The organism is Micromonospora sp. NPDC002296, from assembly GCF_040296145.1.
Lineage (GTDB): Bacteria > Actinomycetota > Actinomycetes > Mycobacteriales > Micromonosporaceae > Micromonospora.
Genome location: NZ_JBEOWQ010000001.1, coordinates 52,671 through 73,844, shown reverse-complemented (window position 1 = coordinate 73,844; position 21,174 = coordinate 52,671). Strand labels below are relative to the sequence as shown.

Sequence of the window (21,174 nt, the reverse complement as noted above, 5' to 3'; positions counted from 1 at the left end):
CACGGTATGAACCCCGCCCCTCGCCCGGGAAGACGTGGGCCGACCCCGGTCGCCCACTGCGCCGAACGGTCGCCTGCCTGCGCCAAGTGACCCACGTCACTCCGGTGACCGGTTGGCGGACCCCACGCGGCGACGTGACGGCCTCCCCGCTCAGGTCAGCTCGTGGTACCGGCCCCGGTAGTGCAGGAGGGGGGTGGTCTCCTCGGTCAGGGTGACGGCCTCGATGGTGGCCTCGACCAGCAGCGCCCAGCCGTACTCGCGGGCGGTGTCGAGCCGGCAGCCGGCCCAGCCGCCGGTGTCCGCGGGGACCGGGCCGTACTCCGTGTCGGCCCAGCCGCCGGTGGCGAAGAGGCCGCCCGGCGACGGGAACAGGCCGGCGAACCGGTCGGCGAGCTGCCGGTGCGCCGGGCCCAGCGGCACGACCGCGAACCGTCCCGCCTCCTCGACCGCCGCCCACAGGTCCGACTCCGGGTCGACCAGGCCGAGCAGCCGGTCCGGCTCTCCCTCGGCGACCAGCGTGGACGACACCGTCAGGCCGGCCGGCCCGGGCGCGGTCCAGAGCGTCACCGGAGCCGCGAGGCGGCCCCGCAGGCGACGGGCCGGAGACTTCTGCCCGGAGGGCACGGCGAACGGGTCGGTGTGGTGGATCTCGGCACCCGGCTGATGATTCACGTGAAACATTGTGCCGCCCCGGGCGCGCGCCCAGCCCAGGAACCGCTCGTGCAGGCCGGCCGGGCGCGCGCGACCACCGAGCTGCGCGAGCTGGTCGCCCGCCTCCGCCGTTAGCGCCCGAATCGAATCCGCGCCGTGGATGCGGGTGTGGGAGTTGCGGCGCGGGTGATCGATAAGTGAAGTCTCCGGTACGTCATTTATCAACGAAGAAGACCATCAGAGGAGGCCTCTGGATCACCCTGCCGGCGAGGTGGCATGACCTGAGTGATGGGCAGCGGGCGGCGTTGGCACCCGTGGGGCGTAGGCCAGGTCGGCCGCCGACATGGACGAAACGGCAGCTCATTGATGGGATTTGGGTGCGACGTGCCGGGCGTGTAAATGGGATCCGCAGGCCGAACCGCCGGGCAGATATATGGCCTGCGGGCAAAAGCGGGCGGCGGCCGGCTCAGGAACCGTCCGTGCTGGGTCCTGGTCGACAAGGCGTACACGTCCAAGGCCAACCCCCGCTGCCTACCCCGACCTGGGATCGCCGCGACCATCCCTTCAATGCCGACCAGGACGCCGACCGACGTAAGAAGGGGTCCTGGTCAGGGCCCCGGCAAACTCGTTAGGTGATGCCAAGTAGAGATCAGTAGTCGATGGCTGTCGCGGGCGTGGTGGCGGTTGGCGGCGGCGATGTTGGTGATCCCGGTCAGGCGTAGTGCGCCGATGGCGGCGTTGCGGAGGGCGGCCATGACCTGTGGTTCGGTGCCGGTGCGGATCTGGGAACCGGCGGTCGACGGGCTCGGACCGGTTTTGGGACGCTCTTGAGTGTCCGGACATGAGAGAGGTACTCCACGGGATCGCGGTGCAAAGCGCGAACAGGATCCCGCACAACACCTTGCGGTCATCCGAGGGCTTGCGTCCGGGTGGCAGTACCCCTGTGGCGGACAAGGTCATGATATCGACATCTATCGAAGTGCATGCTACGCTTCTGTAGTGATTGTTCACCCGGATTCCTCTCATGGGAAGGGACAGATGAAACTCAAAAGACTGGCCGCAACTACCTCAGTCCTGCTGCTTACTGCAATGGGCTCCGTGGTTGTCAGCACCGCCGCGCCAGCCAGCGCGTCATGCAGCCATGCTAATACTTATGGGGATGGCCGTTACGGAAACTGGTTTGAGGTCGCCAACGTCAATATTCGTAGCGGCCCGCACACGTCGTGTGGTGTTGTCGCCTATGGCCAGACTTCACATCTGGTAGATTACTATTGTTTCGTCACTGGTGATTCCGTGACGGCAAACGGCCGTACGTCCAATACCTGGACCTATCTGAGGGATGTAACTACTGGTTATCATGGTTGGGTTAGCGACACTCTCCTCTGGGACTGGGGCAGCGACACAACTTGCTGACGTGCTGAGCGGATCTAAGGGTTGCAGCACGGGGTTTTATTCTTGCGAGGAGCTGGAAGTTTGGCGAGATGCTCGGTTGGGGTGGGGTGCCCCAGTCGGGCATTTTGCGTGAGTTTAACGACTGCGGCAAAGCTGACGAGGTTATTGAGGATTAGGTCGGTACGATTATTGAAGTGCTGCCGTAGTGGTCCATGTGGGTTGTTCATCGGATTCGCGTTCGTGATCGATGCCAAGCCGTTGGAGCCTGTCGGTCTGTTTGGGTAACAGCCCTGCCTGAGTTAATTAGTGCTCGGTCAACAGCCTTGAACGGTTGAATTCGGGCGCGATCTTGGAGTTGACGGCGAACGCGGATTTCGGCCGTGTGTGCTGGTTGGGGCATCGGATGTAGGCGCTGGTGGGGGTGTCCTGCTCGGCGTGGCTGCGGTAGTCGATGCCGTTTAGGGCGAAGCGCCGAGTCGGGTTGGTGCTACCCCAGGCGCGGACCTCGGGATGCTTGTGCGGGAGAAGTAATTTGCGATCAAGTGCAGGCGTTGGTCGGGCCATCGGGCGCGTAGGGTCTTGAGGGAGCTGAGGAACTGGCACCAGCGTTTGCGGTCGTGCAATCGGTCCGGTCCGGTGCTCAACCTGCCCCCGAGGCATGGCACGACTTCATCCAGCGGGCGAGGTGCCCATGATCGTCTGCTGACATTCACTCGTCGGTGGTGAGGGAGCGGCGGGCGGCGGTCAGTACCTCCGGGTCGGTGCAGCCGGTGGCGTACCCGGCGATCCGGCGGCGGATGTCCCGGCCCAGCAGCCACACCCCGACCCGGTCGGCGAGCGGGCGCAGGAACGCCGGCCGGCAGCGGAAGCTGTACCGCCAGGTGGCGACCGCCGTGCCCGGCTCCGGGCCGGGCGTGAACCGCCAGCCGCCCGCGAACATCTCGAAGAACCACGGGCCCCGGACCATCTTCATCCCGACGTGGCTCGGCGGCGCGAAGGAGACGTACTCGCTGACCATGACCAGGCCGTGCCGGGACCGGGTGAACGTGCGCACGCCCTTGCCGGGGCGGGTCGCCCCGTCGGTGAAGTGCTGCTCGCGGACGAACGGGTCCCACCGGTAACGCACCGGAGCGACGGTCTGCGACACCGCGAAGGCCAGCTCGGGCGGCACCGGAACGGTGATCGCCGACTCGACGACAGGCATCGGCCCATTGTGCCGCCACCCGCCAAGCCACGCATGAGGACGGCCGGCGGCGCGTGCGCGGGGGCCTTATCGTGCCGGGCATGGCCCCCGTGACGCCGCAGAAGCTCGCTCAGACCCGCATCCTCGACGTCGACGCCCTGGCCCGCAACGAGGTGGACCTGCGGACCTACCCGCACCGGCACCTCGCCCTGCTCGCCCGCCCCGGCCTTGACCGGCCAAGCGCCGTCACCCTGCTGATGGAGGGCGTCGAGTACCTGTCCCAGTTCGGGTGGGAACTGGTCAACGTCACCGACACGAACCGGAACGTGTTCCTCTACGCGTTCCTGCGTCGCCGCTGACCCGCGTTCCCGCGCCGCCGCTGCCCGGTCACCGCCGGGTGGGTCGTCAGCGGCGCGGGGTGACGGCCGTCAGCAGCTCCGGGGCCCGCCGGTCGAGCAGGTCCCCGGCCAGGTACGTCCCGAGCAGCGCCGCGCCCAGGCCGTACGCGAGGCCCAGCGGCAGGGCCAGCCAGAGCCAGACGTCGCCGAGCAGCGCCGCCGCGACCACCATCGGCACCGCGGCGACCGCCGAGCCGATCATCGACAGCAGGGTGAGGAGACCCTTCGCCAACCCGGCCCCGCTGTTCATCGCGAACGGGTTGCTCGTCTCCGGCAGCGAGTACGCCCCGAGCACCGAGATGAGCGCGTTGATCGCCAGCCCCACCCCGTACGAGGCGAGCAGGGTGCCGGCCAACAGGCCCAGCCACGCCGGCCGGCCCAGCACCACCGTCAGGACGACCGCGACGACGGCCAGGATCGGCAGCACGTACACCGAGAACGCCGCCGCCCGGGCGCGCAGCTCCAGCCGGCCCGGCACCCCGGCGACGACGTTCGCCGCGTACGCGCTGCCGTCGAACCCGAACTGGTTGGCCAGGGTGACTGAGGCGAGCACCCCGACGAAGATCACCGAGAGGCTGGCCAGCACCGGGGAGGAGTCCGGGGCGGCGAACTCCATCCCGTTCTCCGTCGAGAAGCTCGTCCCGCCGAAGTTGACCATCACCGGCACGAAGATCCCGATCACCGCGATCGTGATCAGGTTGGCCCGCCGCCGGGCGTCCCGCCACCAGTAGCGGCACTCGCGGGCGACCAGCGCGCCGAACCGGTCCCGCCGGGCCCAGCCGAGAGCCCGGGGAAAGAGCTGCGCCACCGCGCCGCCGACCGGGCCGCGGCGGACCTTCGCCGCGCCCCCGCCGGCCGCCCCCACCATCGCCGACTCCAGCGACCGGGACCACCACCACAGCAGCGCCCCGATGGCCGCCGCCGTGATCAGCAGCTTCAGCGGGGCCGCCCACGCCCGCCCCTCGGCCACGTCGATGCCGACCGTCCACGGGGCGCCGAACGGGGTCCAGCCGACGATGCGGGCCACGCCGGCCAGCCGGTCCCAGTCGGCCTGCCGCACGGCGGCCAGCACCACGAGCTGCAACGGGCCCAGCAATGCGGCGAGCACCGCGAGCAGCACGGCCGCCAGGTCACGTACCCTCCGCGACCGCAGCATCGTGGCGAACGCGCTGGTCACCGCCCGGCTCGCGGCGACGCAGAGGATCAGCCCGGCGGCCACCCCGACGGCCGCGACCAGCGCCGCCGCCCACCCGCCCAGCATGCCGGCGGTGAGCACCAGCCCGAGGGTCGCGATCAGCACCGCCACCGTCGGGACGCTGACCAGCGCGGCGGCGAGCAGCCCGGTGACCAGGGTGCGCCGGGTCAGCGGCAGCAGGGCGAACCGGGCCGGGTCGAGCGTCTCGTCCACGCCGAAGAAGACCAGCGGCAGCAGCAGCCAGCCGAGCACCAGCAGGCCACCGCCGAACGCGGCGACCATCAGCGCGTACTTCGGCTCGTCGGACAGCCCGGGGGCGGCCAGCAGGAAGAACCCGGTGGCGGCGAACCAGAGCCCGGCGACCACCCCGCCCACGAACATGGCGATCCGCCAGCCCTGGCCACGGAAGTTGTTGCCCATCACCCGCAGCTTGAGCCGCACGAAGTGCCGGGCCGAGACCGGTCGGGCCCGTTCGGCGGGCGCGGTCACCGGGACAGCCACGCCAGCTCCTCGCCCGTCGCGGTGCGCCCGCCGACCACCTCGACGAACACGTCTTCCAGCGAGCGGTCGCCGCGCACCTCGGAGAGGGTGCCGACCTGCTTGATCGTCCCCTCGGCGAGGATCGCCACGTGTGAGCAGAGTCGCTCCACGACCTCCATCACGTGACTGGAGAAGACCACCGTCCCGCCGCCGACGACGTACCGGTGCAGGATGTCCCGGATCAGCGCCGCCGACACCGGGTCGACCGCCTCGAACGGCTCGTCGAGCACCAACAGCCGGGGCCCGTGCAGCAGCGCGCAGGCCAGGCCGATCTTCTTCTTCATGCCGGCGGAGTAGTCCACCACCAGGGTCCGGCCGGCGTCGCCGAGGGCGAGCACGTCGAGCAGCTCCGCCGCCCGCTGGTCGACCACCGCCGGGTCCATGCCGCGCAGCAGACCGTGGTACGCCAGCAGCTCCGCACCGGTGAGCCGGTCGAACAGCCGCACGCCGTCCGGCATCACGCCGAGGAGCTGCTTGGCTCGGACCGGATCCGCCCACACGTCGTGCCCGAGCACCCACGCCCCGCCCGCGTCCGGGCGGAGCAGCCCGACCGCCATGGACAGGGTGGTGGTCTTGCCGGCGCCGTTCGGGCCGAGCAGCCCGTAGAACGAGCCGGCCGGGACGTCGAGGTCGACGCTGGCCACCGCCACCTTGCCGTCGAACCGCTTGGCGAGGCCACGCAGCGCGAGCGCGGGGTGCTCATCAGTCATGGTCCGACGGTATCCGGCCGGGACGAGTGATCGCTCCCGCCACGGGACGAGCCTGGCCTCCTCCTTCGGCAGGAGGCGGGTCCGGCGCACGGCTGACCGGGCCCGTTCAGGGGAAACGTCAGGAGGGGGACCTTCCCTCGGCGCGGAGCGCCTCGGGGGAGTGCAGGCGGAGCATGGTGCCGGCGATGTCGGCGGGAAGCCGGCGACGGGTCGCCGTCGACACCGCGATCATGACCGTGAAGGCGAGCGGGACGGTCCAGGCGGCCGGCTGCGTGGTGAGCGTGGCCGGCCAGCCGGACAGCGGCGGCCCGAGCACCGTCAGCAGCACCGCCCCGACGGCCGCGCCGCCGCCCACCAGCACCCCGGCGGCTGCACCCACGTCGGTCAGGCCGCGCCACCAGATGCCCAACACCAGCAGCGGGCAGAAGCTGGACGCGGCGACCGCGAAGGCCAGCCCCACCACCTGGGAGACGTCCAGCCCCGAGACGTTCAGCGCGAGCACCGTCGGCACCCCGCCCGCGATCACCGTGGCCAGCCGGAAGCCGCGTACCGAGCCGCGCCCCAGCACGTCCGTGGAGATCACCCCGGCCACGCTGGTGAGCAGCCCGGACGAGGTGGACAGGAACGCGGCGAACGCCCCGGCCGCGACCAGTGCGGCGAGCAGCCGGCCGGTCGTGCCGTCCCCGAGCGCCGCCCCGGGCAGCAGCACCACCACCGCGTCGGTCTGCCCGGTGACCAGCAGTTGCGGGGTGTAGATCCGGCCCAGCACCCCGTACAGGGTGGGCAGCAGGTAGAACGCGCCCACCAGGGCCAGCACCACCAGGGTCGTGCGTCGGGCCGCCGCGCCGTCCGGGTTGGTGTAGAACCGGACGAGCACGTGCGGCAGCCCCATGGTGCCCAGGAACGTCGCCAGGATCAGCGAGTACGTGGCGAACAGCCCCCGGTCGTCGTCCCCGGCGGTGTCCGGCAGCAGCCAGTCGGCGGCGTGGGTGGCCGTGCCGGAGACCTCTGGCACCGGGTCACCGGCCGCGAAGTCGAGACGGTCGCCGGGGCGTACCTCGCGGGCGTCGCCGTCGGGGAAGGTGAGGGTCGCCCGGTGCTCGACCACGACGGTGGTCGCGGTCCGGAACGCCGGCCCGTCGGGCGGGGTCACCGCCGGGCGGGCGTCGGCCTGCCACTGCAACACCAGGAAGATCGCGGGTACGGCGAGCGCGGTGAGCTTCAGCCAGTACTGGAACGCCTGGACGAAGGTGACCGCCCGCATCCCGCCCAGCGCGACGTTCGCGGTGACCACCACCGCCACCAGCACCGCCCCGACCGGGTACGCCGCTCCGGTCAGCGTGGCCAGGGTCAGCCCCGCCCCCTGTAGCTGCGGCACCAGGTACAGCCAGCCGATGAAGATCACGAAGGCGGTGGCCAGGGTGCGCAGCCGGCGCGAGCCGAGCCGCAGCTCGCAGAAGTCCGGCAGGGTGAACGCGCCGGACCGGCGCAGCGGCGCGGCCACGAACAGCAGCAGCGCGAGATAGCCGGCGGCGAAGCCGACCGGGTACCAGAGCACGTCCACGCCGTACTTGAGGACCAGCCCGGCCACGCCGAGGAAGCTCGCCGCCGACAGGTACTCCCCGCCGATCGCGGCGGCGTTCCAGGTCGGGCTGACCGAGCGGGAGGCGACCAGGAAGTCGGAGGTGGTGCGGGCCAGGCGCAGCCCGTAGAAGCCGATCCCGAGGGTGACCAGGGTGACCGCGACGATCGCGGGGACGACGTACCCGTTGCCCATCTCAGCGCTCCGGCCGCTGGACCAGGTCGGTGAAGTCCTGCTCGTTGCGCTCCGCCAGCCGCACGTACGCCCACCCGACCGCGATCAGGAACGGGAAGGACGCCACCCCCAGCAGCAGCCAGGGCAGGTTCACCCCGAACACGGTGACCCGGCCGACCGCCGGCGCGATGGCGAACAGCAGGGGCAGGCCGCCCAGCCCGATCAGCACCACCAGGCTCAGCCGCAACGCCAACGCGAGCTGGGCCCGGACCAGCCCCCGGACCAGCGCCTCCCCCACCCGGGTCTGCTGGGTCAGCTCGGCCCGGGCCCGGTCCGCGTCGGGCTCCCGGCGGGACACCTCGGCCAGCACGACCCGGGTCCGGCCCGGCGCGACCGGCATCCGGCCCGGGGTCCCGGTCGGGGTGACCGGTGACCCGGCCGGGCCCGGGGCCCGGGGTGGCGGTACGGGATCGTCAGGTGCGGCCACCCCGGCAGTCTCGCCCGATCGACGGGATTGTCAAGGGCGTCCGCGCCGTGGCCGTCCGCCGCGCGGGGCCGCTGTCCGTCGGGCCGTCCGCGTGTCGGTCCTCACCTCACCCGCGGCGGAAGGGTGGGGCAGCTCAGGGCCGTCGCCCCGACCGGCGACAGGTCCAGCAGGTCACGGGCCGCCGCCCGGCCCAGGTTGGCCGTCCGGACGTGGTCGACCGGCAGATCGAGGGCGATGTTCCACAGCGCGCAGGAGCGCAGCGGCTCGGGCAGCCGGTCCAGCGCCGGCACCGCGTCGGCGGAGAGCCGGGAGGCGTACCGCACGTCGATCATTCCGGTCAGCCGGTACCGGTCGACGTTGCGCTCGGCGATCAGCCGGTCCGGGTTGACGGCCGCCAACCCGAGCAGGGCGAGCACCGCCGTACCCACCACCAGCGGCGGCAGCCAGTCGGCCCGCAGGCGCACCACGGCCACGCCGACCAGGACGAACAGCACCCCGAGCCACAGCTCGACGGCGGCCACCACCAGCCGCAGCCGGGTCGCCCCGTACGCGTCGGCGTACACCTGCATCCGGTGCAGCGCCGAGACGACCACGACCAGGCTGAGCGCGGTGAGCGTGCCGAGCAGGAGCCGGAACAGGAGCCGGTCGGCTCGGGTGGCCCGGGGTGCCCAACGGGTGGCTCCGGCGATCACCAGCAGGGTGAGGGCGGCGACCGTCAGCAACTGCCAGAAGCCGCCGCGGCCGTACTGGGCGTAGCTGAGGCCGGCGGTGCGCAGCACGTGGGCGGAGCCGCCGAACAGCACGGTGAGCTGCACCAGCACGAACGCGGCGAACAGCGCGTCGAGCAGGGCCAGCGGCACCACCCACTCCAGCCGGCGCACGGGCCGGCCCGGGGCGGCCCGTAGCCCGTCCAGGTCGGCGGGTGCCGCCAGCAGGTACGCCGCGCCGAGCAGGCCGGCACCGATCAGCGCGCAGCGGAACAGCCAGCCGATCGTCGCGCCCACCGACACCTCGGGCAGCAGGCCCGTCACCAGGTCGGCGAAGACCGCGTCGGCCGAGGAGAAGAGGAGGCCGAAGACGAGCAGCAGCGCCACCGAGGCGGCGACGGTGGCGAGGCCGCGCCCGACCGTCGACCCGCCGGGGCCGGACCTGGGCAGCCCGCGTCCCGCCCAGGGGAGCGCCCGGAACAGGGCCGCCGGGGTGATCGAGGCGGCCGTGAGCATGCCCAGCGGCGTCCGGGCGCCGGCCACGGCGAGGACGCCGGTGACCACGGCGGCGAGCAGGCAGAGCACGAAGAGCCAGCCGGCCGCCCGGACGTACCCGACCGAGACGAGCGCGATGGTGGCGACGGCCCAGATCAGCCGGTCCGGTGCCCGCCTCGGGGCCCGGCCCGGTGCCGGGCCCGCCGGCTGGCCCAGCACCGGGTCCGGTGCGCGGCCCTCCGCCTGATCCGCCGCCCGCCCCGGCGCCCCCGTGGCGTCGGGACGGCCGGCGGACCCGGCAGCCGCCCCGGTTCGGGCGGTCGTGTCGGGGGAGACGTCGGTGCCGGCAGTTGCCTCCGGACGGACCATCGTGCCGGGCGGTGGATCGGACGCCGGGCCGGGCGTCGAGCCGTCCGGTGCGGGGTTCCGGCGTCCCGTGGCGGCCGTGACGAGCGCGGCGGTCGCGGCGAGCACCGCCACCAGCCAGCCGAGCCCGGGGCGGTCGAAGGGGACGAAGAACGCCGCCACGGCGGCGGCCACGGCGACCGCGCCGAGCACCACGGGCCGGGCCGGCCCGTTCGGCCCCGGCCACCGCCGCTCAAGAAAGGACGGTGGCCGAGGCGGAAGCCCAGTCCGCGCTGGCACTCCTGGCTGCGGCGGCACCCCTGTTCGGGGCGTCCCGGAGGCGGCCTGCCCCCCACCGCCCGCCACCGCGACCTGCTGCCCGTTTCCGTCCGCCGTTTTCCTGTCGATCAGGGGCTCGTGCTGTGGTACGTCTGATGATTTGTCGCTCATGTCGGGCACCGCAACTCCTTGATCGACGCCGAGGGGAGAGGAAGGAAGGGGAAGAGGGGAAGGGTCAGGGGTGCGTGGGGTGGGGGAGGGACACCCGGATGCGGCAGCCCGGGTGGGGTGGGTCGGGGTCCAGGACGGCGATGGCGCCGCCGTGCAGCTCCACCACCCAGCGCGCGATCGCCAGGCCCAACCCGGTCCCGCCGCCCTGTGACCGGTCGCCCCGGGTGAACCGCTCGAACACCCGGGAGCGCTCGGCGGCCGGGATGCCCTCGCCCTCGTCGGTGACCTCGAAGTGCAGGTGGCCGTCCCGCTCCTCCGCGCCGACCAGCACCGTCCCGCCCGCCGGGCTGTGCCGGGCGGCGTTGTCGAGCAGGTTGGCGAAGACCTGGTGCAGCCGCGCCGGGTCCGCGTACACGGTCAGCGGGTCCGGCAGCGGGTCGAGCCGGAAGCGGACGTCCCGCCCGACCCCGACGGCGGTCGCCGCCGCGTGCTCCACGGCCTCGTCGAGGAAGTCGGCGACGTCGATCTGCGTCCGGCGTAGCGGCACCACCCCGGCGTCCAGCCGGGACAGGTCGAGCAGGTCGGCGACGAGGTGACTGAGCCGCTCGGTCTGGGCCAGCGCGGTGCGCAGCGCGGCCGGTTCGGTCGGGGCGACGCCGTCGACCAGGTTCTCCAGCACCCCCCGCAGCGCGGTGATCGGCGTACGCAGCTCGTGCGAGACGTTCGCGATCAGCTCCCGCCGGCGCTGGTCGGCCGCGGCGAGGTCGGCGGCCATCTTGTTGAACGCGTGGGCCAGCTCGCCGACCTCGTCGCGGGAGGTGGCCCGGACCCGCCGGGAGTAGTCGCCCCGGGCCATCGCCCCGGCCGCCGCGGTCATCTCCCGCAGCGGGGAGGTCATCCCGTGCGCGAGCACCTGCGAGGTGAGCAGGGCCAGGCCGATCGCCGTCGCCGAGGTCATCGGGGGCAGCCAGCCGATGGCGTACCAGAAGTAGGACAGGCCGGCGGCGCCCGAGATGACCAGCAGGACGCCCAGCTTCACCTTGATCGAGCGGACCGGGTCGAGCGGCCGGGGCAGCACCCGGTTCAGCCACGTCACGAGGCGCTCGATCACGACTGTGTCTCCAGCGCGTAGCCGACGCCGTGCACGGTGCGGATGAGGTCCGCGCCGAGCTTGCGGCGCAGCGCCTTCACGTGGCTGTCGACCGTCCGGGTGCCGCCGCCCTCCGCCCAACCCCACACGTCGGCGAGCAGCCGCTCCCGGGGCAGCACCGCGCGTGGCCGGCCGGCGAGGTGCACCAGCAGGTCGAACTCGGTGGGGGTCAGGTGCACCTCCACGCCGTTGCGCAGCACCCGGCGCTCGGCCTGGTTGATCTCGACGTCGCCGACCGTCAGCGTCGCGGGCCCGGCGGCAGCCGCCCGCTCGACCCGCCGCAGCAGCACGTGCACCCGGGCGGCCAGTTCCCGCATCGAGAACGGCTTGGTGAGGTAGTCGTCCGCCCCGACGGCCAGCCCCACGAGCAGGTCGGTCTCGTCGTCGCGGGCGGTCAGCATGAGGACGGGCACCGGGCGGTCGCCCTGGATCCGCCGGCACACCTCCAGGCCGTCGAAGCCCGGCAGCATGACGTCGAGGACGACGAGATCGGGCCGCCACGTCCGGAACCGGTCCACGGCGGTGGGCCCGTCCCCGGCGATCTCCACCGTGAATCCCTCGGCCCGCAGCCGGGTGGCGACCGACTCGGCGATCGTCCGCTCGTCCTCGACCACCAGCACCCTGCGTTCCCTCATGGGAGGTGACTGTAGGCAGGGGGCCGTGGAGATCGGTGGGGCACGTTGTGAACAACCTGTGGAGAACTCTCCACACCCTGTGGATAACCCGGTGGACAACGCGTTGGTGACAAGGAACGGAGCCGGTGGTGACTGCGCCGTGTGGCGGTGAACGTCGCCCGATTCCGGCGCTTCAGCCCAGGCCGATCCGTTCCGGGCGGGCGGAGGCGGAGCCGAGCCAGGTGTGCGGGTTGCCGTGCCAGCACCAGCCGAGCTTCGGCGCGCCCTGGCTGATCCACAGCGCCGGCACCCGGCGGTCGCCGCAGCGGGACCCGACCAGCGAGAAGCACCGGTTGCTCGCCAGCGCGGCCGGGAACTGGGTGACGAGGGCGATCCCCTCGTCGATGGTGATCGGCAGCCGGCCCCGGGTGGCCATCGCGTCCACGGCGGCGGCCGGCGTCACGTTGCGGAACTCCTCCCCCCGGTCGACGTCGAAGAGCAGGTACGCCGGCCCGGCCGGCAGCTCCAGCTCCTTGACCGGCTCGAACCTCGGCAGGTCGGCGAGGGGGAAGTTCTTGTCGAGGAAGCCGGGCCTGCGCTTGCCGGCGAGGGTGGTCAGCGCGAGGCGGTCGGGCACGGGTACGAGGTCGCGGGTGACCACGAGCAGGAACGGCACCCGCGCCTCGGTGGGCGGCGGCAGCTCGGCTGCGCCGGCCACGGCGGCGGCCCGCAGCGGCGCGACCAGCTCGGTGAACCGGTCGACGGTCCGGCCGGCGAGGGCCGGGTAGCCGAGGCGGACGAGGTCGGCGACCTGCCGGTCGAACTCGGCGCCGGGGTCGAAGCCGCCGGATTCGATGACGGCGGTGCGGTCCAGGTCGGAGCTGCGGTCCGCGTCGGCGGTGCGGTGGGCGTCGGTGGTGTGGTCCATGGCGGTCACGGTGGCCTCCCGGGAGTCGTACGTCTACCGTACAACGTACGGCAGCGTTGCGATTGTTCCCGGCTCAGCGGTTCCAGTCCTGCTTGGCGGTGCGGACCAGCTTGTCCTTCAGCTCCCTGGTGTGCCGCCGGCTCACCGGCAGCTCCGTGCCGTCGAGCACCACGACGTAGCCGGAGTTGACCAGGCGCAGCTCGGCGATCAGCTTCAACTGCACCAGGTACGACCGGTGGATGCGCACGAATCCCGCGTCCGCCCAGCGCTCGGCGAGGGTGGCCAGCGAGACCCGGACCAGGTGCGAGCCGTCGGCGGTGTGCAGCCGGGCGTAGTCGCCCTGCGCCTCCACCCAGCGCACCGCCGAGCGGGGCAGCATCCGGGTGGTGCCGGCCAGCTCGACCGGGATCGTCGGGTCGTCCTCCGCCCGGGCCGGCGCCGCCGGGTGCGCCGGCACCACCCGGGAGCCGATCACCCGGCGCAGCGACTCGGCCAGCCGCTCGGCCCGTACCGGCTTGCGCACGTAGTCCGTCGCGCCAAGGTCGAAGGCGTCCGCCGCGCCGTCGTCGTACGCGGTGACGAAGACGATCGCCGGGGGCCGGGCGAAGCGGCGCAGCACCCGGGCCAGCTCCATGCCGTCCAGCCCGGGCATCCGGATGTCCAGGAAGACCACGTCCATGTCGCCGTCGCGGAGCACCCGCAGCGCCTCCGTGGCGTCCCCGGCCGTGTGCAGCCGGGCCACCCGGGGGTCCGCCCGCAGGTGGTACGCCAGCTCGTCCAGCGCCGGCGGCTCGTCGTCGACCGCCAGCACCCGGAGGAAGGCGCCGGTGGCCAGGCCGGCGGGGCCGGGCCGCTCGCTCACGAGCCCGCCCGCACGCCGGGGTGGAACTTCGGCACCCGCATGCTCACCTTCGTACCGGAGCCGAGGCCGGTCTCGACGACCAGGCCGAACCGGTCCCCGAAGGCCGAGCGGAGCCGCTCGTCGACGTTGGAGAGGCCGACGTGCTGGCCCGGGTCGTCGGTCGGGTCGCTGCCGGCCCCGGCCAGCTCGGCGATCCCGGCGGTCAGCGTCGTCGGGTCCATGCCCACTCCGTCGTCCTCCACCGTGATGTGGCACTCGGCACCCGCGTCCCGGGCCTCGATGCTCACCATGCCGGTGCCGGGCTTGCGGGACAACCCGTGCCGGACGGCGTTCTCCACCAGCGGTTGGAGGCAGAGGAACGGCAGCGTCACCGGCAGCACCTCCGGGGCGATCTGCAACCGCACCTGGAGCCGATCGCCGAACCTGGCCCGTTCGATGGTCAGGTACCGGTCGATCGAGCGCAGCTCCTCGGCCAGGGTGGTGAACTCGCCGTGCGCGCGGAACGAGTACCGGGTGAACTCGGCGAACTCCAGGATCAGCTCCCGGGCCCGCTCCGGGTCGGTCCGGACGAACGAGCCGATCGCGGTCAGCGCGTTGTAGATGAAGTGCGGGCTGATCTGGGCGCGCAGCGCCCGCACCTCGGCCCGGGCCAGCCGCTCCCGGGAGGCGTCCAGCTCGGCCAGGGCGAGCTGGTTGCCGGCCCAGTGGGCGGTCTCCAGGGTGGCCTGCACCAGCCCCGGCGCGGGCGGGCCGTCGGCGACCGCGACCAGCGCCCCGACCACCCGGCCGTCGGCGCGCAACGGGGCGACCACCGCCCCCCGGACCGGGCAGTCGACCCGGTCGCAGTGCAGCTCCGGCTCCCCCAGCACGGTCGACCGCCCGCCGGCCACCGCCCGCCGGGCCGCCGCGACGAGCTGGTCGGTGTGGTGCGTCCCGCGTCCGTCGAGGGCGAGCAGGGACTCCCGGTCCGTGAGGGCCAGCCCGACCGCCCCGACCAGGGCCCGCAGGTGGCGTACGGCCTTCGCCGCGCCCGCCGCGCTCAGGCCGGCCCGCAGCGGCTCGGCGGCCAGCCCGGCGGTGTGCAGCACCTCGTAGGTGGCCCGCTGGGTGGCGGTGGCGATGCCCCGCCGGGCGCGCAGCCGGACCACCGCGTACAGCGCCGCGGCCAGCGCGGTGCCGAGCGAGACCACGCCGACGACGGCGGAGATGTTGCCAGCCACGCAGCGATCCTGGCCTGTCCCGCCCGCTACGCCAAGCCCGTCAGTACGCGCCCCTGCTCGCCAGCACGACGCCCACCGTGCGCCACAGGATGCTCAGATCGTACGCCAGGGACCAGTTGTCGACGTAGTAGAGGTCCAGTCGGACCGATTCGTCCCAGGACAGGTCGGATCGGCCGGAGACCTGCCACAGCCCGGTCATGCCCGGACGGACCAGCAGCCGGCGGCGCACGTCGCCGAGGAAGTCGCCGTCGTCGGCGGGCAGCGGACGCGGCCCGACCAGCGACATCTCGCCCCAGAGCACGTTGATCAGCTGGGGCAGCTCGTCCAGCGAGGAGGCCCGCAGGAAGCGGCCCACCGGGAAGACCCGGGGGTCCTGCTTCATCTTGAACAGCATGCCGTCGGTCTCGTTCTGGTCGACCAGGCCGGCCAGCCGGTCCTCGGCGTCGACGTACATGGTGCGGAACTTCCACACCCGGAACGTCCGGCCCTCGTGGCCGACCCGGGGCTGGCGGAAGAAGACCGGCCCGGGGTCGGAGAGCCGGATCGCGGCCCCGACGGCCAGGAAGACCGGTACGAGCAGGAGCAGGCCCAGCCCGGCGGCGACCCGGTCCATCAGGTTCTTGACCAGCAGCGCCGGGCCCGACAGGGTCGGCTCCTCGACGTGCAGCAGCGGCAGCCCCTCGATCGGGCGGATGTGCACCCGGGGGCCGGCGATGTCGGTGAGCTGCGGGGCGACCACCAGGTCGACGCCGGAGCCCTCCAACTGCCAGGCCAGCCGGCGCAGCTCGCCCGGCTCGGAGCTGGCCGAGCCGCAGACCGCGATCGTGTCGCCGCCGACCTCCCGGACCAGGGCGAGGACGTCCCGGCCGGCGTACACCGGGACCGGGGTCTGCATGCCCCGGGCGGCGGCGTACCCGTCGGTGATGTGGATGGCCACCGGCACGAGCCCGGCGCTCGGGTTGCGGGTGACCGCCGTGTAGACCTCCAGGCACTCCGGGAGCGTGCCCACCAGCACCATCCGGTGCCCGGCCTGGCCGACCCGGCGGCGGACCGCGTGCAGCGTGGAGCGGGCCAGGATGCGGCCGAACAGGATCAGCACCAGGGCGCCGAGCAGCGCGAAGCCGACCGTCCACCGGGAGAGCTGCGTCACGGTGGCGAAGGCGAGGAAGGAGACGGTCGCGGCGACCGCCACGCCGCCCCGGATCACCCGCTTGAACTCGTCCGGGCCCAGGCCCAGGTAGCGCCGGTCGTACGCCCGATTGCCCCACAGGATCACCACCCAGCCGAGCGGCAGCAGGCCGAAGGCGACCGTGTAGAACCAGGTGGGATTTTCCTTCACGCCGTAGAAGCCGGAGGCGGCCTGATCGAAGATCTGGATGGCGAGGAAGCTCGCCAGCGCCGCCGCCCCGAAGTCGAGCAGGAGCAGGACGGTCGTGTAGGGGCGGTGCCAGCGGGAGACGCGTCGGCGGGCCCGGGCCCAGGCCGACCGAGGCACGCCGTTGTGTGACGGCGGTGTCGGCGGCTGGATCTCGAAGCTGTCGACGTGCCGCACGAGTTTGCTCCGGCCTTCGTTGGTTACCGGGCGCTGGAGGCTTGTCGTCACCTCACCCATGTCCTCCCGCATGACACGCGCCGCTCACTCGCAGTGAGGGCTCGGGTCGCCCACCGTTCAGTTTCCCACGCGGGGTCCGCACCGGTTGGAGACCCGAGGGACTTCTCGCCCGGTGTGCCGCGCGGGATCCGGCCGGCTCCACCTCAGGTGCGAAAGCCGGGGACCGAGCCACTATACCGATGGATGACGGCCCCGGTAGAGGCGCGGACCGGGAGGATCGGTGCTCGCCCGGCGATTCCACTCCGTAACCACCCCTCTCGGTCACTCAGCGTACGAGGCGCGACAACCGACGGTCAGCGAGGGGTTTGCCGCCGGTCTGGCAGGTGGGGCAGTACTGGAGGCTGGAATCGGCGAATGAGACCCCCCGCACCGTGTCGCCGCAGACCGGACAGGGCAGCCCTGTCCGGGCGTGCACGGTCAGGCCGGACCGCTTCTCGCCCTTCAACTCCGCCGCCTTCTGTCCCAGTGAGCGGGACACCGCGTCGCCGAGCACCCGACCGGTCGCCTCGTGCAGGGCGGCGACCTGTTCGTCGGTCAGCCGGTCGGTCAGCGCGAACGGGGACAGCCGCGCGGCGTGCAGGATCTCGTCGGAGTACGCGTTGCCCACCCCGGCCAGCACCGTCTGGTCGGTCAGCACCCCCTTGACCTGCCCCCGCCGGCTGCGCAGCCGGCCGGCGAAGGTGTCCAGGTCGGCGGCGAGCGCGTCGGGGCCGAGCTTCGCCACCCCGGGCACCGCCGCCGGGTCGGTGACCAGGTACGCGGCCAGCTTCTTCTGGGTGCCCGCCTCGGTCAGGTCGAAGCCGGAGTCGTCGTCGAGCCGGACCCGCAGGGCGATCGGCCCCTTGCCGGGGCGCAACGGCCCGCCGGAGGGGAACGACTCCCGATAGTGCAGCCAGCCCGCCCGGGCCAGGTGCACCACCAGGTGCAGGTCGTCGCCGAAGACCACGGCGAGGAACTTGCCGTGCCGCCGGGCGTCGGTCACCGTACGGCCCGACACGGCGGCCGGCGCCGGCTCGTACGTCTTCAGGGCGCTGATCGCGGCGACCTCGACCCGGTCGACGCGCCGCCCCACCGCGCGCTCCCGCAGGTAGCCGGCGAGCGCTTCCACCTCGGGAAGTTCAGGCATCAGCCAACGGTAGCCTTCTTCCCCGTGAGAGTCGTGGTGGCGCACAACCGGTACCGGGAGGCTCAGCCCTCCGGCGAGAACACGATCGTCGACGCGGAGATCGCCCAGCTCACGGCGGCCGGGGTCGAGGTGCTGCCGTTCCTGCGCAGCTCCGACGAGATCCCGAGCATGCCGAAGTCGGCCAAGGCGCTGCTGCCGGTCTCCCCGATCTACGCCCCCCGGGCGCAGCAGGAGCTGAGTCGGCTGATCACCGAGCACCGGCCGGACGTGCTGCACCTGCACAACCCGTACCCGCTGCTCTCGCCCTGGGTGGTGCGGACCGCGCACAAGCACGGCGTGCCGGTGGTGCAGACGGTGCACAACTACCGGCAGGTCTGCTCCTCCGGGCTGTACTTCCGCGACGGGATGATCTGCCAGGACTGCCGGGGCCGGACGCTCGGCGTGCCGGCGATCGTGCACCGCTGCTACCGGGGTTCGCGGGCGCAGAGCGCGCTGATGGCCACCACGCTGGCCGTGCACCGCCCCACCTGGAAGTCGGTGGACCGCTTCATCGCGCTCACGAGCGCGGTCGCCGACCACCTGCGCGACTACGGCGTCCCGGCGGACCGGATCGTGGTGAAGCCGAACGGCATCCCCGACCCGGGTGCGCCCGCGCCGCTCGGCGACGGCTTCCTGTACATGGCCCGGCTCTCCCCGGAGAAGGGGCTGGGCCTGCTGCTGGACGCCTGGCGGCGGCACCCGGACGGCTCACTCGGCCCGCTGCGCATCGCCGGGGACGGCGAGCTGCGCCCGCTGGCCGAGGCCGCCGCCGCCGAACGCGCCGACGTGACGTACCTGGGCCCGCTGGACCGCGCCGGGGTGCGCGCGGCGATCGAGGCCAGCGCGGTGATCATCGCCGCCTCCACCTGGCACGACGTGCTGCCTACGGTGATCATCGAGGCGTTGGCCAGTGGGCGGCCGGTGCTCGGTACCGCCCTCGGCGGCATCCCGTACCTGCTCGGTGCGGACGGCCCGCGCGAGCCCGCCGGCACCGGCCCGGCCGCCGTCGCCACCGCCGCGCCCGGGGAGGGGCGCGTCGCGCTGCCGGTGGGGGTGCAGGCGGGCGAGGTGGGCTGGGTGGTGGCCCCGGAGCCGGCTGCCATGGCCGCCGCGCTGCCGGTGGCGCGGGCGGGCGCGGCGCGACTCGCCCCGGCGGCCCGCGCCCGGTACGAGCGCACCTTCCACCCCGACGTGGTCACGAAGCGCCTGATCGACGTGTACGCCGGCGTCTCGGCCACCGCGCCGCCCCGCTGAGCCAACGCGCTCGCAGAGACCCGGCGCGTGGGGTCCCTGCGGTCCGCGGTGATCGTTGATGAAAAGTGAGACGTGGGCCGTCCCTTGATCGTCTGCTGCTCACCGGCGCGACACGCCGGGCGGGGTGCCGGTACGCGACAGGCGATCTCCGTGACTGACCATCGGCGGCACCCGCATCGGCCCCTACCACTGGGCGTCGTCCGCTGCCTTGAGCTCGGCAGTGGGGACAACGCCTGCGGGAGAGGGAACCTGCTCACCGTTGCAGAGGGCACGGATCTCCTCCGCTGCCTGCTCTTCCGCTGCGCGGGGAGCAGAGGCGGCGTGGATGACGTTGCGGGCGGCGGTCGCCACTCGGCAGTCCGGAGTCCGGCACACCCGGCAGCGGCCGTTCGGACCGGTCCGGTGGTCGCGGAGGACCGCTCGGGCGGTGAGGACCAGCCGGTTGCGGATTTGGGCCAGGGACAGGAACGGCGCGGTCATGCTCAGGTCACCCCGAGGGCGACGGCGAGTTGGATGATCGTGGCCGGGGCGTGCGGGTCGCGGGCCACCTGGGCGAGCACCTCCCGGGCGGCGGGCCGGTGGCGTACCTCAGCCGGTGCCATCCGGTCGACGTCGACCAACACCCGGCCCGCGCTGACCGGGTCATCGGCCTGGACGTAGGCGCGGGCGGCGTCGACCAGGTGCGCGGCGCGGTGTTCCACCGGTAGCCACCGCCAGGCGTCCCGCTTGGTCGTCTTCTCGTGCCAGGCAACCGCCTCGCTCGCGTCGCCCAGGTCGAGGGCTGCGGCGGCACGGGCCAGGTCGACGGCCGTCGGCCCGAACGCGGTCCGGTGATGATCCTGGCCGTCGCCCACCCGGGCGGCCATGCCGGCAGCGTCGTCGAGGAGTTCGGCGGTGGCGTGGTCGTCGCCCCGGCGGGCCGCCGCCAGGGCGGCCTGCACGAGCAACGTCCCGCACAACGACAACGCGCCGGGGCTACCGTCCCCCGGATTGGGCGGGGCGATCCGGTACGCGGCGGCCAGCGTCGCCGACAGCGCCGCCCGCGCCCGCCCGGAAGCGCGGAACACCTGGCCGAGCTGCACCGCAGCGGCGGCCACCAACACGGGATCGCCGGTCGCGGCAGCCATGGCCCGGTCTGCGGCCAGCCAGCCCAGATCGACCTCGCCGAGCTTCACCAGCAGCGACGCGGCCAGCCGGTACACCTCCACCAGCAGCGGGCGACCCCACCCGGAATCGTCGGCGACGACACGCTGCACGCCGGCCAGCAGGCCCGGCACCACGGCGATCACCTGCGGATACCGGGCATGCTGAAACATGACCCACGCGTGCTCGACATCCCGGGCCAACCGGTCGGCCGGCAGCACAAGACGTCCGGCCACCGGCCGGCCCAGGGCAATCTCGTACGCCGACAGGGCCTCCCGAATCCGCTCCACCCCCTCGACCCGTTCGGCCACCACGGCGGGTTGAACGTCTCGGCCGAGCAACACGGCGGTATCGATCCGTAGAGCAGCGGCGATGTCCCGCAACGTCGACACCTTGTCCAGCGACCGGACACCCCGCTCGACCTTGTCGACCCAGGACTTCGACTTGCCGAGCCGATCGGCGAACACCTGCTGCGACAGCCTGCGCCGCCTCCGCCAGTACGCCACCCGCCGGCCGACCGGCAGCAGATCACTGCTGTCCACGCCGCCACCGCCGGTCCGGCACCGCCCGGGTGGTCTCCTCTGCCGGTATCCGGTCCGCCTCGGCCTGCGCGAAGATCCGCTGCCGCGCGGCCTCCCGTTCCGCCGCCTGAATCTGCTCGCCTCGGTCCTCACGGTCGGGCGTCCGCCGCGCCGTCACGACCAGCACCCCGCTTGGTGCTTCCCCGCGAGAACCGGCAACGGCCGTTCCGGCAGGTAGGTCACCCGGGCCACGCCGATGGCCCGGTATGCCGCCGGTCGCGTCGGGTGGATGGTCGCCGGGCCGAGATGGTCGAGCGGCTTTGTGCGACGGCGCTTGAACGGCCAGATCCAGCGCAGCAGGCCGGGGTGTGTCGGGTTCTTCGCATGCCGAGCCAT

The 21,174-nt window shown here is 73.0% G+C and carries 21 protein-coding genes; 3 read left to right on the top strand and 18 right to left on the bottom strand.

Features of this window, described 5'->3' with window-relative positions:
- Nucleotides 1–150 precede the first annotated feature (150 nt).
- Nucleotides 151–795, bottom strand: coding sequence for a flavin reductase family protein (locus ABT023_RS00365; protein WP_350880599.1), 645 nt, complete (start codon nucleotides 793–795; stop codon nucleotides 151–153).
- Nucleotides 796–1,689: 894 nt separating this feature from the next.
- Between ABT023_RS00365 and ABT023_RS00355 the strand changes: the two genes are divergently transcribed.
- A complete protein-coding gene (locus ABT023_RS00355) occupies nucleotides 1,690–2,064 on the top strand; it encodes a hypothetical protein (RefSeq protein WP_350880081.1) in 375 nt (124 codons plus the stop codon).
- A gap of 688 nt (nucleotides 2,065–2,752) precedes the next feature.
- On the opposite strand, the gene ABT023_RS00350 is transcribed toward ABT023_RS00355, so the two are convergent.
- Complete coding sequence (locus ABT023_RS00350) at nucleotides 2,753–3,247, bottom strand: SRPBCC family protein (protein ID WP_350880079.1); 495 nt, start codon at nucleotides 3,245–3,247, stop codon at nucleotides 2,753–2,755.
- An 80-nt stretch (nucleotides 3,248–3,327) separates the two neighbouring features.
- Between ABT023_RS00350 and ABT023_RS00345 the strand changes: the two genes are divergently transcribed.
- The gene (locus ABT023_RS00345) at nucleotides 3,328–3,585 is read left to right on the top strand and encodes a hypothetical protein (protein WP_350880077.1); all 258 of its coding nucleotides are present in this window, start codon (nucleotides 3,328–3,330) and stop codon (nucleotides 3,583–3,585) included.
- A 46-nt stretch (nucleotides 3,586–3,631) separates the two neighbouring features.
- Here ABT023_RS00345 and ABT023_RS00340 read toward each other — a convergent pair whose 3' ends face one another.
- The 12 genes from ABT023_RS00340 to ABT023_RS00285 all read right to left on the bottom strand — a co-directional run bounded on the left by ABT023_RS00340 (nucleotide 3,632) and on the right by ABT023_RS00285 (nucleotide 17,821).
- Nucleotides 3,632–5,320 (bottom strand): ABC transporter permease, encoded by a 1,689-nt coding sequence (locus ABT023_RS00340; protein WP_350880075.1) that lies wholly within the window; start codon nucleotides 5,318–5,320, stop codon nucleotides 3,632–3,634.
- Entirely contained in the window at nucleotides 5,305–6,069 is a 765-nt protein-coding gene (locus tag ABT023_RS00335; RefSeq protein WP_350880073.1) for an ABC transporter ATP-binding protein, read from the bottom strand. Before ABT023_RS00335 ends, ABT023_RS00340 begins: the two co-directional genes overlap by 16 nt.
- 118 nt (nucleotides 6,070–6,187) lie before the next feature.
- Nucleotides 6,188–7,846, bottom strand: coding sequence for a sodium/solute symporter (locus ABT023_RS00330; protein ID WP_350880072.1), 1,659 nt, complete (start codon nucleotides 7,844–7,846; stop codon nucleotides 6,188–6,190).
- Between the two features lies 1 nt (nucleotide 7,847).
- Complete coding sequence (locus ABT023_RS00325; protein ID WP_350880597.1) at nucleotides 7,848–8,225, bottom strand: DUF485 domain-containing protein; 378 nt, start codon at nucleotides 8,223–8,225, stop codon at nucleotides 7,848–7,850.
- 188 nt (nucleotides 8,226–8,413) lie between these two features.
- Nucleotides 8,414–10,075 carry a DUF4153 domain-containing protein gene (locus ABT023_RS00320; protein WP_350880070.1) on the bottom strand — a complete coding sequence of 554 codons (1,662 nt, stop codon included), beginning with the start codon at nucleotides 10,073–10,075 and terminating at the stop codon, nucleotides 8,414–8,416.
- 298 nt (nucleotides 10,076–10,373) lie between these two features.
- The gene (locus ABT023_RS00315; protein ID WP_350880068.1) at nucleotides 10,374–11,420 is read right to left on the bottom strand and encodes a sensor histidine kinase; all 1,047 of its coding nucleotides are present in this window, start codon (nucleotides 11,418–11,420) and stop codon (nucleotides 10,374–10,376) included.
- Nucleotides 11,417–12,094: a response regulator transcription factor gene (locus tag ABT023_RS00310; protein WP_350880067.1), complete on the bottom strand. Its 678-nt coding sequence runs from the start codon at nucleotides 12,092–12,094 to the stop codon at nucleotides 11,417–11,419. The genes ABT023_RS00315 and ABT023_RS00310 overlap by 4 nt, the downstream gene beginning before the upstream one ends.
- Nucleotides 12,095–12,266: 172 nt before the next feature.
- On the bottom strand, nucleotides 12,267–13,001 hold the full coding sequence (locus ABT023_RS00305) for a DUF5701 family protein (protein WP_350880065.1): 735 nt from the start codon (nucleotides 12,999–13,001) through the stop codon (nucleotides 12,267–12,269).
- 73 nt (nucleotides 13,002–13,074) lie between these two features.
- Complete coding sequence (locus ABT023_RS00300) at nucleotides 13,075–13,836, bottom strand: LytR/AlgR family response regulator transcription factor (protein ID WP_350880595.1); 762 nt, start codon at nucleotides 13,834–13,836, stop codon at nucleotides 13,075–13,077.
- 23 nt (nucleotides 13,837–13,859) lie between these two features.
- A complete protein-coding gene (locus ABT023_RS00295) occupies nucleotides 13,860–15,083 on the bottom strand; it encodes a sensor histidine kinase (protein WP_350880063.1) in 1,224 nt (407 codons plus the stop codon).
- Nucleotides 15,084–15,123: 40 nt separating this feature from the next.
- On the bottom strand, nucleotides 15,124–16,695 hold the full coding sequence (locus ABT023_RS00290) for a sugar transferase (RefSeq protein WP_350880593.1): 1,572 nt from the start codon (nucleotides 16,693–16,695) through the stop codon (nucleotides 15,124–15,126).
- A gap of 265 nt (nucleotides 16,696–16,960) precedes the next feature.
- Nucleotides 16,961–17,821 carry an Fpg/Nei family DNA glycosylase gene (locus ABT023_RS00285; RefSeq protein ID WP_350880061.1) on the bottom strand — a complete coding sequence of 287 codons (861 nt, stop codon included), beginning with the start codon at nucleotides 17,819–17,821 and terminating at the stop codon, nucleotides 16,961–16,963.
- A gap of 24 nt (nucleotides 17,822–17,845) precedes the next feature.
- Between ABT023_RS00285 and ABT023_RS00280 the strand changes: the two genes are divergently transcribed.
- Nucleotides 17,846–19,114 (top strand): glycosyltransferase, encoded by a 1,269-nt coding sequence (locus tag ABT023_RS00280; RefSeq protein ID WP_350880059.1) that lies wholly within the window; start codon nucleotides 17,846–17,848, stop codon nucleotides 19,112–19,114.
- A 183-nt stretch (nucleotides 19,115–19,297) separates the two neighbouring features.
- Here ABT023_RS00280 and ABT023_RS00275 read toward each other — a convergent pair whose 3' ends face one another.
- From ABT023_RS00275 to ABT023_RS00260, 4 genes are read right to left on the bottom strand one after another with little or no spacing between them, the layout of a single operon-like run.
- Complete coding sequence (locus tag ABT023_RS00275; protein WP_350880057.1) at nucleotides 19,298–19,594, bottom strand: hypothetical protein; 297 nt, start codon at nucleotides 19,592–19,594, stop codon at nucleotides 19,298–19,300.
- Nucleotides 19,595–19,596: 2 nt separating this feature from the next.
- Complete coding sequence (locus ABT023_RS00270; protein ID WP_350880056.1) at nucleotides 19,597–20,799, bottom strand: helix-turn-helix domain-containing protein; 1,203 nt, start codon at nucleotides 20,797–20,799, stop codon at nucleotides 19,597–19,599.
- Nucleotides 20,786–20,956 (bottom strand): hypothetical protein, encoded by a 171-nt coding sequence (locus tag ABT023_RS00265; protein ID WP_350880054.1) that lies wholly within the window; start codon nucleotides 20,954–20,956, stop codon nucleotides 20,786–20,788. The genes ABT023_RS00270 and ABT023_RS00265 overlap by 14 nt, the downstream gene beginning before the upstream one ends.
- Entirely contained in the window at nucleotides 20,953–21,174 is a 222-nt protein-coding gene (locus ABT023_RS00260; protein WP_350880052.1) for a hypothetical protein, read from the bottom strand. Before ABT023_RS00260 ends, ABT023_RS00265 begins: the two co-directional genes overlap by 4 nt.

Bases quoted from the DNA above. Each gene is read 5' to 3' on its own strand.
- ABT023_RS00355 (WP_350880081.1), top strand. From the start codon at position 1,690: ATGAAACTCAAAAGACTGGCCGCAACTACCTCAGTCCTGCTGCTTACT.
- ABT023_RS00350 (WP_350880079.1), bottom strand. From the start codon at position 3,247: ATGCCTGTCGTCGAGTCGGCGATCACCGTTCCGGTGCCGCCCGAGCTG.
- ABT023_RS00345 (WP_350880077.1), top strand. From the start codon at position 3,328: ATGGCCCCCGTGACGCCGCAGAAGCTCGCTCAGACCCGCATCCTCGAC.
- ABT023_RS00335 (WP_350880073.1), bottom strand. From the start codon at position 6,069: ATGACTGATGAGCACCCCGCGCTCGCGCTGCGTGGCCTCGCCAAGCGG.
- ABT023_RS00330 (WP_350880072.1), bottom strand. From the start codon at position 7,846: ATGGGCAACGGGTACGTCGTCCCCGCGATCGTCGCGGTCACCCTGGTC.
- ABT023_RS00325 (WP_350880597.1), bottom strand. From the start codon at position 8,225: ATGCCGGTCGCGCCGGGCCGGACCCGGGTCGTGCTGGCCGAGGTGTCC.
- ABT023_RS00310 (WP_350880067.1), bottom strand. From the start codon at position 12,094: ATGAGGGAACGCAGGGTGCTGGTGGTCGAGGACGAGCGGACGATCGCC.
- ABT023_RS00305 (WP_350880065.1), bottom strand. From the start codon at position 13,001: ATGGACCACACCACCGACGCCCACCGCACCGCCGACGCGGACCGCAGC.
- ABT023_RS00290 (WP_350880593.1), bottom strand. From the start codon at position 16,695: ATGGGTGAGGTGACGACAAGCCTCCAGCGCCCGGTAACCAACGAAGGC.
- ABT023_RS00285 (WP_350880061.1), bottom strand. From the start codon at position 17,821: ATGCCTGAACTTCCCGAGGTGGAAGCGCTCGCCGGCTACCTGCGGGAG.
- ABT023_RS00275 (WP_350880057.1), bottom strand. From the start codon at position 19,594: ATGACCGCGCCGTTCCTGTCCCTGGCCCAAATCCGCAACCGGCTGGTC.
- ABT023_RS00260 (WP_350880052.1), bottom strand. From the start codon at position 21,174: ATGGCTCGGCATGCGAAGAACCCGACACACCCCGGCCTGCTGCGCTGG.